The sequence below is a fragment of the Aneurinibacillus sp. Ricciae_BoGa-3 genome, assembly GCF_028421645.1.
Lineage (GTDB): Bacteria > Bacillota > Bacilli > Aneurinibacillales > Aneurinibacillaceae > Aneurinibacillus_B.
In genome coordinates, this window is record NZ_CP116887.1 from 625957 (window position 1) to 639018 (window position 13062).

12 protein-coding genes and 1 pseudogene are annotated in these 13062 nt (G+C 40.9%); 8 read left to right on the top strand and 5 right to left on the bottom strand.

What is annotated here, in order from left to right; all coding sequences use genetic code 11:
• Positions 1-236 precede the first annotated feature (236 nt).
• Positions 237-1292, top strand: a complete 1056-nt coding sequence (locus tag PP175_RS03335) for an NAD(P)-dependent alcohol dehydrogenase (RefSeq protein WP_442870416.1) — start codon at positions 237-239, stop codon at positions 1290-1292.
• Between the two features lie 100 nt (positions 1293-1392).
• Here the strand turns inward: PP175_RS03335 and PP175_RS03340 are convergent, their stop codons facing one another.
• Complete coding sequence (locus PP175_RS03340; protein WP_272441434.1) at positions 1393-1938, bottom strand: TetR/AcrR family transcriptional regulator; 546 nt, start codon at positions 1936-1938, stop codon at positions 1393-1395.
• 205 nt (positions 1939-2143) lie between these two features.
• Between PP175_RS03340 and PP175_RS03345 the strand changes: the two genes are divergently transcribed.
• Complete coding sequence (locus PP175_RS03345; RefSeq protein WP_272441435.1) at positions 2144-2356, top strand: carboxymuconolactone decarboxylase family protein; 213 nt, start codon at positions 2144-2146, stop codon at positions 2354-2356.
• A 40-nt stretch (positions 2357-2396) separates the two neighbouring features.
• The gene (locus tag PP175_RS03350) at positions 2397-3380 is read left to right on the top strand and encodes an aldo/keto reductase (protein WP_272441436.1); all 984 of its coding nucleotides are present in this window, start codon (positions 2397-2399) and stop codon (positions 3378-3380) included.
• A gap of 166 nt (positions 3381-3546) precedes the next feature.
• Here PP175_RS03350 and PP175_RS03360 read toward each other — a convergent pair whose 3' ends face one another.
• From PP175_RS03360 to PP175_RS03370, 3 genes are all read right to left on the bottom strand, one after another.
• Positions 3547-5091, bottom strand: coding sequence for a COG4705 family protein (locus PP175_RS03360; RefSeq protein ID WP_272441437.1), 1545 nt, complete (start codon positions 5089-5091; stop codon positions 3547-3549).
• Between the two features lie 405 nt (positions 5092-5496).
• The gene (locus tag PP175_RS03365) at positions 5497-6939 is read right to left on the bottom strand and encodes a DHA2 family efflux MFS transporter permease subunit (protein ID WP_272441438.1); all 1443 of its coding nucleotides are present in this window, start codon (positions 6937-6939) and stop codon (positions 5497-5499) included.
• A 246-nt stretch (positions 6940-7185) separates the two neighbouring features.
• The gene (locus PP175_RS03370; RefSeq protein WP_272441439.1) at positions 7186-8733 is read right to left on the bottom strand and encodes an alkaline phosphatase family protein; all 1548 of its coding nucleotides are present in this window, start codon (positions 8731-8733) and stop codon (positions 7186-7188) included.
• Between the two features lie 554 nt (positions 8734-9287).
• Here PP175_RS03370 and PP175_RS03375 point away from each other — a divergent pair.
• From PP175_RS03375 to PP175_RS03395, 5 genes and pseudogenes are all read left to right on the top strand, one after another.
• On the top strand, positions 9288-9725 hold the full coding sequence (locus tag PP175_RS03375) for a hypothetical protein (RefSeq protein ID WP_272441440.1): 438 nt from the start codon (positions 9288-9290) through the stop codon (positions 9723-9725).
• Positions 9726-9757: 32 nt separating this feature from the next.
• The gene (locus PP175_RS03380) at positions 9758-10060 is read left to right on the top strand and encodes a DUF2653 family protein (RefSeq protein ID WP_272441441.1); all 303 of its coding nucleotides are present in this window, start codon (positions 9758-9760) and stop codon (positions 10058-10060) included.
• 260 nt (positions 10061-10320) lie between these two features.
• A complete protein-coding gene (locus tag PP175_RS03385; protein WP_272441442.1) occupies positions 10321-11196 on the top strand; it encodes a YitT family protein in 876 nt (291 codons plus the stop codon).
• Between the two features lie 202 nt (positions 11197-11398).
• Entirely contained in the window at positions 11399-12013 is a 615-nt protein-coding gene (locus PP175_RS03390; RefSeq protein WP_272441443.1) for a M48 family metalloprotease, read from the top strand.
• Between the two features lie 99 nt (positions 12014-12112).
• Positions 12113-12286: pseudogene (locus PP175_RS03395) on the top strand (CNNM domain-containing protein); the annotation flags it as partial.
• 14 nt (positions 12287-12300) lie between these two features.
• Here PP175_RS03395 and PP175_RS03400 read toward each other — a convergent pair.
• On the bottom strand, positions 12301-13041 hold the full coding sequence (locus tag PP175_RS03400) for an SDR family NAD(P)-dependent oxidoreductase (RefSeq protein WP_272441444.1): 741 nt from the start codon (positions 13039-13041) through the stop codon (positions 12301-12303).
• Positions 13042-13062 lie beyond the last annotated feature (21 nt).

The following is a 13062-nucleotide window of genomic DNA, read 5'->3' on the forward strand; positions in this document are numbered from 1 at the left end:
AACGAATTCATGATGCAACACTTCCCTACAGATAATCAACAATTTTAATTGGTTTGTTCAATAATCAACAAATGGTGTTCATTTGACCATTGTAAGCATTCTGTTTCTGTTTAAAATTATAGACAGATGTTCGTTATTGTATCAATGTTATTATGTATAGGTAACTGGATATGCGAAAATCGATAATGTTCATCCCAATTTTTCAGTTTTAATAAGAAAGGATTGTGTTGTCTCTTATGTGTCAAAAAAACATGACTAGCACTCGTGTTCTAAGTGTCCCAAGTGCAAAAACACCATTTGAACAGACCACGATTCAGCGGAGAGAATTACGACCACATGACATCTTAATAGATATTAAGTTTAGCGGTATTTGCCACTCCGACATTCATAGTGCATTCGATGAATGGGGTGGCGGAATCTTCCCAATGGTTCCTGGTCACGAAATCGCCGGAGTTGTGGCAGCGGTAGGTACAGAAGTTACAAAATTTGCTGTTGGTGATCGCGTTGGCGTTGGTTGCTTTGTTGACTCCTGCGGAGAATGCGAATACTGCCTCAGTGGTGAGGAGCAATTTTGTACAAAAGGAGTTATATCGACATATAATTCATTGGACTACGATGGTAATCCAACATACGGTGGATATAGCCAAAAAATAGTTGTAACGGAAAGGTTTGTTGTCCGTATTCCAGACGGTCTGGGTATGGATGTGGCAAGTCCACTATTGTGTGCAGGCATTACCACGTACTCTCCTTTGAAACACTGGAACGCCGGCCCAGGTAAGAAGGTTGCCATTGTGGGAATGGGAGGTCTTGGCCACGTAGCGATCCAATTTGCGCATGCCATGGGTGCTGAAGTAACTGTCTTGAGTCGGTCTATGAATAAGAAAAGTGAAGCACTGAGTTTTGGCGCAGATGATTACTTTGCAACCAGTGATCCCGCTACATTCACTGAGTTGGCTGGTCGTTTTGACCTCATCTTAAACACAGTGTCTGCAAATCTTAACGTTGATGCCTATTTATCGATGCTTCGCGTAGATGGAACACTTGTAAATGTCGGGGCACCACCTGAGCCAGATAACTACCAGGTATTTTCCTTAATCATGGGTCGTCGTAGCATTGCAGGTTCACTCGTTGGGGGAATTCGGGAAACACAAGAGATGCTCGATTTCGCCGCTCAACAGGGCATTGCCCCTAAAATTGAGGTGATCCGTGCTGACCAAGTAGACGAAGCGTATGAGCGTGTTCTCCGTAGTGATGTGCGTTATCGATTTGTAATTGACATATCTACCTTGTAACTATCATCTTGAAACGGTTCTGATAAAAGATGGGTTAGCCAATTCAATTGGTTAACCCATTATTTGTTTCTTATTGGAACAAAAGAGGCTGTAGGAGAATCTATAGATTCCTTTCTAACAATGTCCCCAGTTGTTCTGCCAAGACTTGATGAGGGAAAGGCTTTCCATTCATGAACCACCATTCCACTACCTCTACGTAAGCTGAAGAAACAAACCTAACGATAACATCTTCATTTAATCCCTGGTTTTTTCCTTTGGTTACATCCACCTCTTTCCTAAACTCCTCGAGAAGAAAGCCAAGAAATCGGTTACGAAAATAAGGGGCTCCTTTACTCGCTAACATCATCGAAAAGAATGAATAATTACGTTCAAAGTGTTCGCAGAAGATCAGAGTCGCATCTATCCAATCCAATTCACATGCCGATTCGCACATTTTCCGTAGTTCGTTAATATGTTCTTCAATTAGCTTATCCAGCAAATCATATTTATCCAAGTAATGTAGATAGATGGTCCCTCGGTTTACATTTGCCTTTTCGGAAATATCCTGAATGGTAATGTTGTCAAAATGTTTTTCAGACATCAGTTCAATAAGAGCTTTTTTTATCGCTTCTTGAGATTTGAGTATTCTTCGATCGACTTTAGACATTGTTGGGTCACCAACTCCCTTAAATAATCAACACTTTAGAATGATTTGTTCATTAGTCAACAAATCGCGTTGATTTAACGATTGCAAGCATCCTGTTTCTTTTTATAAATTATAGACAGATGTTGATTAATCAATCAATATTGATTTTTTACAGGCATCAAATTTAGCTGAATCCAAGTAAATTAAAATGAAAGAAGGAATAGAAATGTCAAATTCAAAAGAACTTACTCCGGCACAGAAAATGATCGGAGATGTTGCACCAAAACTTGTACAATTAAATGATGATGTTTTATTTGGAGATGTATGGGATCTTTCAGAAGAAGAGCTTATTGAAGTAATTACTCACCTTGCTTTTTATGCTGGTTGGACAAAGGCGATGTCTGCCATTATGGTTGCAAAAGAAGTTTTCAAAAAATAACGCTATGTTGGTAAATATTATTGCATAAGGAGGGTTTATTATGAAATATCGCACAGTAGGGAAAACAGGAATTCAGGTTTCAAGTTTATGTTTTGGTACGATGTCTTTTGGCGGAAATGCTGATGAAGAAACATCTAAAGCTATATTTAAGCGTTGTCGTGAAGCTGGTATTAACTTTTTTGATACGGCAAACGTTTATAGCCAAGGGCGGTCTGAAGAAATACTAGGGGAGTGTATGGCTGATTGCAGGGATGAAATTGTACTTGCTACAAAAGTTTTTTATCCCATGGGAAAAGACATTAATGCCGGGGGACTATCCCGTCGTCATATCATGCTTGAAGTTGAAAATAGCTTGCAACGTTTAAAAACTGACCGTATTGATTTTTACTTTGTGCATATGTTTGATGAGAATACTCCTATGGAAGAAACACTTCGTGCCCTCGATGACCTTCAAGCACAAGGTAAGATTCTTTATCCGGCGGTCAGCAATTGGGCGGCGTGGCAAATTACTAAGGCATTGGGAATTTCTTCAAAAGAACAACTTGCCCGTTTTGAATTAATACAACCCATGTATAATCTGGTTAAACGTCAAGCTGAGGTCGAAATTTTGCCTCTCGCCGTTTCCGAACAAATTGGCGTTATATCCTACAGTCCTTTAGGAGCTGGACTTCTTACAGGAAAATATGGAGTGAATAAACGACCAGAGCAAGGAAGATTAGTTGAAGAAAAAAGATATTCAGATCGCTATGGGGATGAAATGAATTTTGTTGTAGCTGACCGATTTAATGCATATGCTGCCGAACATGGCATACACCCCGCAACGCTTGCAGTTGCCTGGGTTATGTCCAATCCTGCCATAACAGCACCGATTATCGGGGCAAGATATTTAGAACAACTTGAGTATTCACTCGCTGCTATCAATGTGGAGATGACTCCAGAATGGCGTAATGAAATATCTTCACTTTCTGTTACTCCTGCACCTGCAACGGACCGTGGAGAAACGCATTTACCCATGTGGACATAACTCCCCCTATTGTAGAGGAGGGAAATAGTAAAAATATGAGAAACACCTGGAAAATTTACATGCTGGCTTTCATGAGCTTCGTGGTCAGTACATCGGAGTATGTCATTGCAGGTATTCTGGACAACCTAAAAACGTTCGTCTGTTTTCAGACGAACGTTTTCCATTTTTATTTATTTGCTTCGTTTAAGACACTAAGCGAATTATTAAGTGCAGATTTACAATGGCTGGCATCAGGGTTTCCTGAACGAACTGCTGCCAATACAACGTCAATAGTTCCATCAATTTTGGTCCATGTTGTGCCATCCATTTTTCTAAGCTTAGGCTCCGATGTGTCCCATTGATGTTCCAAATCGTCAGCCCCTTTATTCGCTGAAGCAAAGTCTTTTGAGTTTACATAGTTTAGCATATCATTTTCAATTTTAACAAACTCCGTTAATTGTCCAGCTAATTTATTTGCTCCGTTTAATGTGGTTTTTGGAGAAGCGGTTTTCGATGCTAATTTATTTGCTCCGTTTAAGACACTAAGCGAATTGTTAAGTGCAGATTTGCACTGACTGGCATCAGGGTTGCCTGAACGAACTGTTGCTAATACAACGTCAATAGTTCCATCAATTTTGGTCCATGTTGTGCCATCTATTTTTCTAAGCTTAGGCTCCGATGTGTCCCATTGATGTTCCAAATCGTCAGCTCCTTTTTTCGCTGAAGCAAAGTCCTTTGAGTTTACATGGCTTAGCATATCACTTTCAATTTTAATAAAATCTGTTAATTGCCCAGCTAATTTAGCTTGTGCAGAAGCTGATGTAGCTTGTGGAGAATCTGTTGGCGATGCTATATTATTTAACCGAACATAACCGCCAATACCAACAACTAAGAAAATACAGAGTACCACAACGGTTTGCGTCAAAACATTTTTCTTGTTTCCATTTGCTCGGTTTGTTTCTACTGTTTCACTTTTTGCTGTTATATCAATTTTTGTAACAGCAAGGAAAATGATTATCGCTAAAATAGCTATGAGAAAAATTACACTCGTAACTGTTGTCCCCAAACCTAACGCGCCATTAATTTTTGGTTGAGATAGGTAATCTCCTAATGACGCTCCGAGTGGACGAGTAAGAATGTACGCAACCCAAAACGCTAATACCCCATCAAGTTTCAATTTCCATGCCAAAAATACGCAAGCTATTATAACAACCACTGTTATTCCTGTGTAAAGATAACCAAGACCGAGTTGTTCGGAAAATAAATCGCCGACTGCTGTTCCAAGTGCAAATGTGAAAAGAATGGTAAGCCAATAGAAAACTTCTCTTTTTCTTGTATAAATCGAGTGTATCGACAGTGTTTTTTCACTAAGATACCAAAAAAGAAAAGTTAATCCTAGCAGCACGGAGAAAACTACTGTACTACGCTCAAGAGGTACTCCCATACTGTCTGTCAAATTATCAGTTACCAACGTTCCGAATACGCTTATAAGTACAACCGTTAGCCAATAAATGCCTGGAACATATTTAGTTGCTCTGAATTGAAGAATCAATACAACGAAAAACGCTACTCCCATAATTATTGTAGTGAGAGTTAAACCAAATCCAAGGCTGAAATTTAGGAAATCAGCAAATGTTTCACCGACAGTTGTGCACAAAACCTTGATTATCCAGAAGAAAATAGTAACCTCTGGTACCTTGCTAAGTAAAAATTTATTTTGGTTGGCTTCCATACAATTTCCTTTCTTTATAGTTGTTTCTCACAACTTATTTTTTTTATTTCTCTCTCAATCTTTAAAAAGATCCATGTTTTTTTTAAAACACGTTATAGTAAGATTAAAATAGTAAGATGAAAAAACCATGATAAGGTTCACTATTTTCTTCTTAGACCTAACGAATTTACAATAAATCCATTTACCCGAAAAATACTCCAAAAGCCCAGTGTATAAAGAAAAAATGAAGCGTCAAATTGTTGCCAATTTGCACTCCATTTTCCATGTGAATTTTAATTTTGCACCTCAAAACGGACCCCGTTAGACAAGAAGATCCCCGGTAGTGGCGCTTCCGCGGATATGCAGAATTGTAAGGTGAAATTGTTTAGGCTAAGACAAGAGAGCCTACAGGCTCCCGTAGGAACATCAATGAGTCGAGTTCATCGCTGCGCGGTTGACTACGACGCGGCGTATGAAGAACGCTATGGCCAGACTGATTAGTGTGACGATCATCGCAAACAAGAACACGTTTTGTGATCCGAACGTCATTGCGTTTGCTAATGCGGCCGGCTTGGTCGGCTGAGAGGTGTTGTGCAAGTAGTTTTGCATGTGGCCTGTAAGGATACTTATCGCGATTGCTGTACCGATTGCGCCTGCAACCTGCTGCAGCGTGTTAATCACTGCCGTGCCGTGCGGATATAGCTCCGGCGGCAATTGGTTTAGACCGTTCGTTTGAGCAGGCATCCACACCATGGAAATGCCAACCATTAGTCCGATATGCAGCACTACGATAAAAGCCATTGAAGATACCGGCGATATGTTGGAGAAAAACCATAACATTACTGCTACGATAACGAGGCCTGGAATAACGAGCCACTTCGGTCCATATCTGTCGAACAAACGCCCCATGCGAGGCGATAGGATGCCGTTCAGCGCGCTACCCGGTAACAACATGAGCCCGGTAGCGAACACGGACAGTCTCATACCGTTTTGCAGAAACATTGGCAGAATAATCATGCTCGATAAGATGATGATCATACACGATAGCACGATAAGCAGCCCCACAATGTACATAGGATACTTAAACACGCGCAGATTCATCATCGGATCGCGCATAAAAGCCTGCCGCAGAGTGAACAGCACGAGCGCGACTAGCCCAATGACGATCGAAGTGAGCACGACCGCGTTGCTCCAGCCTTGCGCGCCTTCGCCCGCCTTGCTGAAGCCGAAGACAACTCCTCCAAATCCGATTGTTGACAATAACACGGACAGTAGATCGATACGGGGCTTCGTGACATCGGTGACGTTTTCCAAATACTTTAGTCCTACCAACAACCCAATGACCAAAAATGGCAGCGACAGCCAAAAGATATAGTGCCATGTTAAATATTGTATCAATAAACCTGCCACGGTCGGGCCGGTTGCTGGCGCAAACATGATGACAAGTCCTACGAAGCCCATGGCGGCCCCTCGCTTATCCGGTGGATACACGACGAGGATCGTATTGAACATGAGCGGAATCAATAATCCCATACCTAAGGCTTGTAGAACCCGAGCGACCATCAACATTTCGAAATTGAACGCCAGTGCCGCAATCAATGTACCGAAAATTGAGCTTGCTAGCGAACCTATGAACAACTGCCTCGTCGTAAACCTCTGTAGCAGCAATCCACTTACCGGCATCAAAATACCAAGAGTCAGCAAGAACCCTGTCGTCAACCACTGTGCGGTTGCGGCCGAAATTTTGAACACGTGCATTAAATTACTAATCGCTATATTCAGAGCCGTCTCACTGAACATTCCCACGAAACCGCAGATGAGCAACGATGCCATGATCGCTCGTGTGTTGTATTCTTTCTTTATTTCCATTCCTTTCCCCCTGCTGAAAGATGTGTATTTTTTTATGCGCCATCGACGCCTCTGCTTTCCCCTTTGTATCTGTCCTCTCCAGATTCAAATTTTGTAAATCTTATTCGTTGGAAAACAAAAGACAGAGCAGTGTTAAGACACTGCTCTTCAAAAATGGATCCCCTATCATTAAATAAGGGTTAACTTGTCAAAAGCGCGGAATTAATTATACCATATCGATGGAATTTGTTTCTTGGTTAAAGTGTATTATTGTTGATTGTTTCTCTTTTCATCATCCTTGCCAGTAGTTGAAGTAACAACTCCAGGCAAAATTTGCGTGTTTTCTTTCTTTACAGCTTGAAGTGAGTTAGGGTTCAATCCCAGTACTTTTAAAATCGTCGGTGCGATTTGAGTGGTTTGAACTGGAGCGGTATCTTGCTTAGCTTTTTCCGTACCCGCAGATGACACTAATAACGCTACATTGGTATCATCTTTGCTGAAACCACCATGTTCCGCAATTTTTTTGCCCGGTTTTGTGTAAATTACACCCTCGTTAGGACGAACAACGATATCCGGTACTCTGGAATCTTTAGTCGGATTATTAAAGAGCCACTGGGAAGGAGATGTTACATACGAATATACATCTTTGATGTTCGCCTTTTGTTTATTTTTTTCGATCGTCGCTACTACAGAAGCTGTCTTCGATTGATCCTTTAACCAAATCATTGCAATATCATCGGTCGTCATTTGAACAATTTCGTCAGAAGGGACACCTTCTGTAATCAAATTTTCATCTGTTATTTTCAGTTTAGCCGGGTCCATTGGAGCTTGACCATGCTTAGCAGTTATCATAATCGTTGTAGAATCATAAAGATGCTGCTTCTTTAATTCGTTTACGATTTTTCCAATGGATTCATCTGTGTGCTGCATCGCCCCTGCCAGACCCTTGCTCATTGTTCCTTTGCTATCGGTATAGCCGTTTCCAGGAAGCTTTTGGGCAACACTTACTTCTTGGAAGTTCATTCCGAACAAGGTAGGAACCGGAGCTGATTTGGTTCCCGTATGATCTTTTCCATCAATTTCATTTTCTATGGCCTTCACTTTTAAATCATCGTTTGCTTCCGTTGTAGCAATGCTTTTTGTAGCATCTCCGTTGGCAGCGATTTCAGGTGTGAACAAATCATTAACACCTTTACCGGATGGTCCGTTTAATAGATCATACGCAAGATGTTTATCTGCCCAGGCCGTATGTTTCCCGGAAGCATTAATGACTTCGAAAATATTATTTACACGCACATAGTTATGTGGGTAAACCGGCTGTTTTGTCACGGGGTCACGCGGGAGCATATCGGGATTAATGCCGCCACCGCCGTCAATTTTGTTTAAATCCTTGTCAATTGTTTCGTCATATAAAACGTTCGTTCCAGGGGTGTCCCCTGCTTTACTTACAACAGGAGGAAGAAGTTTTCGGTCATAGCTGTTGTCATAAAATACGCCTGTTGAGTTAGGAGAACCACCGGTTACCATAGAGAGCAAGCCAGGGAATGAGTCAGATGGCTTTGAAGTCGATGCATTCGTATACGTAATTCCATGGTTGCTTAAAGCAGCCAAATTCGAATGAGGATTGTTTTTCACATAGTTTGTAAGGTCACTTGCATGCATTCCATCGACACTGATTAATAGAACACGTTGTACGGCATGATGAGTATTATGAACTGCATCAGCCGCAGGAGATGCAAAACCAGACACTGGTGAAACAAGGAGTGAGGAAGCAAGAGCGACTGGAACTAACAAAGATAAGCCTTTTTTCTTCATGAGAACACCTCAATATATGTATTTTAAAACACATACTTACATTACTACTAAACGATTAAGTTCTTGTTGCCACCGTGTTAAGATTTCAGAATCGTAAGTCCGAAATTAGCTGATATTGTTAACAAAATAAGTATGCTTTCGTTGTTACCCAATAGTGTAAATAAAATTGAAGTAAACGAATCAGGTTTGAAAAAAGATGACCCCGAAATAGTAAACAAAATGATAGGGGAAAAAGAAGGCTGGGTATATGTGTTAACTTGTTTAAAGGGTTATTTGGAAAATGGCGTTAATAATTTGAGAGCATCATTAATTCATTAGTTAAATAACGCGCTTAAAGCTTCAAATGCAAACGAATTGAACTGTGGTAATTTCTATAGTGTTTTATTAAACTAACGAGCAATATAGCTTAGTACCATTTGGGATTATCACGTTCAGTTTTTAATTGGCACTGTGTTCACTAAAAATTCACATCTACACCAGTATTAAAGAATCTTTTTGATATTCCATACGTAGTAACTATTGAATCATTACTACAAAAGAAAGAGGTTTTTTACGTGAGAGGAAAAATTATTCCATTCTTAGTATCCGCAATGATTGTGATCAGCCCTATAACTGCATATGCAGGCAGTTTTGGCGGAGGACATTCAAGTGGTTCACATTCAGGTATTTCACTTTCAAAAAGTTCTCATTCCAACGGGAGTTTTTCACATACACCGTCAAACGCTCAAACCTATCATTCCGGTTATAAAAGTCCGTCTTCAAACGTAAATCGGTCACAAGCCTATAATTCTGCACCAGCACCTAGCAAGACTCGTGGAATCTTATCACATGCGGCAGCATTTGGTGCCGGTGCATTGCTCGGAAGTATGTTTCATCCGTTTGGTGGAGGCGGAGGAGGTATGGGCACCTCATTCTTTGGGTTATTAATGGATATTCTAATAATTGCTGTCATCTTCTTCATTGCACGCAAACTTTTCTTTAAGCGCGCTTGATTATATAACATATATAAAAGGAGAAGTATAAAATGAATATACACTTCACTGAACAGGATGTAATTGATGCCTGTTGTGTGTTTGCTGCACAGCGAGTTAATACAGACCCTCAAGATATGGACGTAGACCTTCAGTTTAACCCAACCACCGGATTTCTGGCTGATGCTAGAGATGTAAGAAAAGGGCTTGAAAATATTCATTTAACCCAGCAGAATATAATTGATGGTATAGCAACTTACCTTGCGGAATACCATAATTTTATTCCTGATCGACTTCGGATTGATCTGCAGTTTAATCAGCAAACAGGGATAGAAGCTGATATTATGGTCGTATAACACAAAAGGTAAAAGGTTGGGGAGAGATTCCACAACCTTTTTTGATGCCTCGGCATGGGCATTACAATTCCCCAATGGAGAAGGAAGTAGTAGCCAGAGGGTATCGACCGCAAACTCGCTGTTAGCCCATCTCTCATGGCACTAAAATGACATTGGCCTATCCGTGGAGGTATCGAACAATTCTTTGTCAATTTAGATTATGAGGTTGTCAGACGCCACTAACATATTAACTTCACATTGATTTGGAGGTAAAACATACAATGGAATATGCACAGATACAGCGAAAAAAAAGAGGGAGGCTAAAACTAGGCAAAAGATTGGTCGGTATCCTTTTAGGCTCTCTGCTGTTTTCAGTAGGACTTGAAATTTTTTTGATTCCTAACCACATTATCGATGGAGGTATCACGGGTATCTCTATCATGTTATCCCACCTTACTGGGTTCGGTTTAGGATTCTTCCTCTTCTTTCTTAATCTTCCCTTTCTCTTTATAGGCTACAAACAAATCGGGAAAACATTTGCTCTTTCTACTTTGTTCGGAATTGTCATCATGTCCATTGGAACTACTCTTCTTAAACCAGTGCCTGGATTAACCACAGACCCACTTTTAGCTGCCGTATTCGGCGGTATTATACTAGGAATTGGGGTAGGGATGGTTATTCGTAATGGTGGTTCATTAGATGGAACTGAAATTTTAGCAATTTTATTTGATAAAAAAAGCCCATTTTCTGTGGGTGAAACGGTATTGTTTCTCAATATTTTTATTCTTGGAAGTGCCGGCTTTATCTTTGGTTGGAATCATGCGATGTATTCGTTAATAGCTTATTATATTGCTTTTAAAATGATTGACATAACCATTGAGGGGCTTAATCAATCTCGTTCTATTTGGATTATTAGTGATAAACCCAAACAGATTGGAGATGCCATACTTGCCCGTTTGGGGCGTGGTGTTACTTATTTAAACGGAGAAGGAGCGTATACAGGAGATGATAAAAAAGTTATTTTCTGTGTAATTACTCGGCTGGAGGAAGCAAAATTAAGATCAATTATTGATGATGTTGATGAAACGGCATTTCTCGCTGTTGGTTCGATTAATGATGTTAAAGGTGCAAATTTTAAAAAGAAAAATATTCACTAAAAAATCAATCCGGAAAAGGGGTGCTTAGCATTCTTTTCAAACCGATCGGTAGATTTGATTGATCCTTAAACTGTATACTTTCTTGTCTTGTCATTTGGCAGGTACGTAAACGGCGCATTTCAAAGGAAATTGTAGGTGTTTAAGTATATATTTTACTACTTCTAACAAGTAGATATAGAAGATATAAGGGGAAGGGAGAAACATGTTTAAACGAATTGGATTGTTTTTACTGGTCAATGTGCTTGTTATTGTCACAATTAGTATTGTGACTAGTCTCCTTGGTGTCCAGAATTATATTACCTCAAAAGGAATGAACTTTAACGCATTGTTAGTGTTTAGCGCTGTGGTTGGTTGCTCCGGGGCGTTTATCTCCCTTGCTCTTTCACGGGTGATGGCTAAATGGGTTATGGGCGTTCATGTTGTTGATCTGAACGGACCACTACATCCGTATGAGCGTGCGCTTTTGGATGTAGTATATGAATTGTCTCGTAAAGCAGGGCTAAAGGTAATGCCTGAAGTTGGTATCTATAATTCAATGGAAGTTAATGCTTTTGCGACTGGTCCGACCCAAAATCGTTCTCTTGTTGCTGTGTCACGTGGACTTCTGGAAAGAATGGATGATGACGCTGTGACGGGTGTATTAGCTCATGAAGTCGCCCACATCGCAAACGGAGATATGGTGACAATGACACTTGTTGACACAGAACAGCGATCTCTTGCCGCGTTAAAAATTAACGGTAAGAAAGGATGGTTAGCTTTATTTGCAAGTCATCCTGATTTAGAGGATCGTATTCAACGTTTACAGTCCGGAAGGTAAAAAAAGAAGATGAAATAAGGGCTACTGACATTTGTCAGCAGCCCTATTATGCCCATGCATAGGCACATATAAGGACTTTTACTCACTCTATATCCTTTTCAATTGGCAATGGAAGGCAATAGATCCGCTATTGCCGTACAGCGCATCCTCGATAACTTAGATGGGCATTTATCGGCATGTCAGCTGGGAATTACTGTTACTGCATTAGGACTTGGATGGCCTGGAGAACCCACAGTTCACAGTCTGTTGCATCCACTATTTCTTCGGTTTGGCGAGTTCCACCTTTGTTACAACGTTTGTCCGCTATCTATAGTAATGATTTGCCCCGTCATCGCTTCTTGTTCCAAGGCTGCACAGATAAATTGAGCAATATCTTCGGGTGTTGAAATACGCTGCAACAGAAGATTAGGGGCTAACCTCTTCATTTGTTCTTCCTTTCCAGCCCACCATCTTGTCGCGACGGCTCCTGGTACAACGCAGGAGACTCTGATGTCTGGAGCTAGAGCATGTGCTAACGATTTAGTAAGACCATGAACTGCCGCTTTGGATACGGCGTATGGAAGCGAGGAGCCTAACCCTGTTTGTCCCGCTATGCTGCCGACATTGACTATCGCTCCTTGTTTATTATTTTTCATGAAAGGGGAAACGGCTCGCGCGCAGTAAAACATTCCTTTCACATTAACATCATAAAGCTCATCCCATACTTCCTCCGTTGCCGCTTCTAAATCGTCAAACGAAATATGCTGTGTAATACTGGCGTTATTTACGAGAAAGTCGATAGTCCTGAATCGTTGCACAATGGTATCCACCATTTCCCTTACTTGCTTGTCTTGGGAAACATCGGCTCGTATGGCTATTGCGTGCCCACCTTCGGAATTGATGATTTGTGCCGTTTCTTCCGCCTCGGCTTTAGAACGCGAGTAGTTCACTGCAACGGCTGCACCCCGTTTAGCCAGGGCGAGGCATGTAGCCCTGCCGATCCCAGTGCCGCCGCCGGTAACGAGAGCCACTTTGTTTTTTAAATCCATACAGTCATCTCCTTCTGTTGC

Bases quoted from the DNA above. Each gene is read 5' to 3' on its own strand.
- PP175_RS03335 (WP_442870416.1), top strand. From the start codon at position 237: ATGTGTCAAAAAAACATGACTAGCACTCGTGTTCTAAGTGTCCCAAGT.
- PP175_RS03340 (WP_272441434.1), bottom strand. From the start codon at position 1,938: ATGTCTAAAGTCGATCGAAGAATACTCAAATCTCAAGAAGCGATAAAA.
- PP175_RS03345 (WP_272441435.1), top strand. From the start codon at position 2,144: ATGTCAAATTCAAAAGAACTTACTCCGGCACAGAAAATGATCGGAGAT.
- PP175_RS03350 (WP_272441436.1), top strand. From the start codon at position 2,397: ATGAAATATCGCACAGTAGGGAAAACAGGAATTCAGGTTTCAAGTTTA.
- PP175_RS03360 (WP_272441437.1), bottom strand. From the start codon at position 5,091: ATGGAAGCCAACCAAAATAAATTTTTACTTAGCAAGGTACCAGAGGTT.
- PP175_RS03365 (WP_272441438.1), bottom strand. From the start codon at position 6,939: ATGGAAATAAAGAAAGAATACAACACACGAGCGATCATGGCATCGTTG.
- PP175_RS03370 (WP_272441439.1), bottom strand. From the start codon at position 8,733: ATGAAGAAAAAAGGCTTATCTTTGTTAGTTCCAGTCGCTCTTGCTTCC.
- PP175_RS03380 (WP_272441441.1), top strand. From the start codon at position 9,758: ATGAATATACACTTCACTGAACAGGATGTAATTGATGCCTGTTGTGTG.
- PP175_RS03385 (WP_272441442.1), top strand. From the start codon at position 10,321: ATGGAATATGCACAGATACAGCGAAAAAAAAGAGGGAGGCTAAAACTA.
- PP175_RS03390 (WP_272441443.1), top strand. From the start codon at position 11,399: ATGTTTAAACGAATTGGATTGTTTTTACTGGTCAATGTGCTTGTTATT.
- PP175_RS03400 (WP_272441444.1), bottom strand. From the start codon at position 13,041: ATGGATTTAAAAAACAAAGTGGCTCTCGTTACCGGCGGCGGCACTGGG.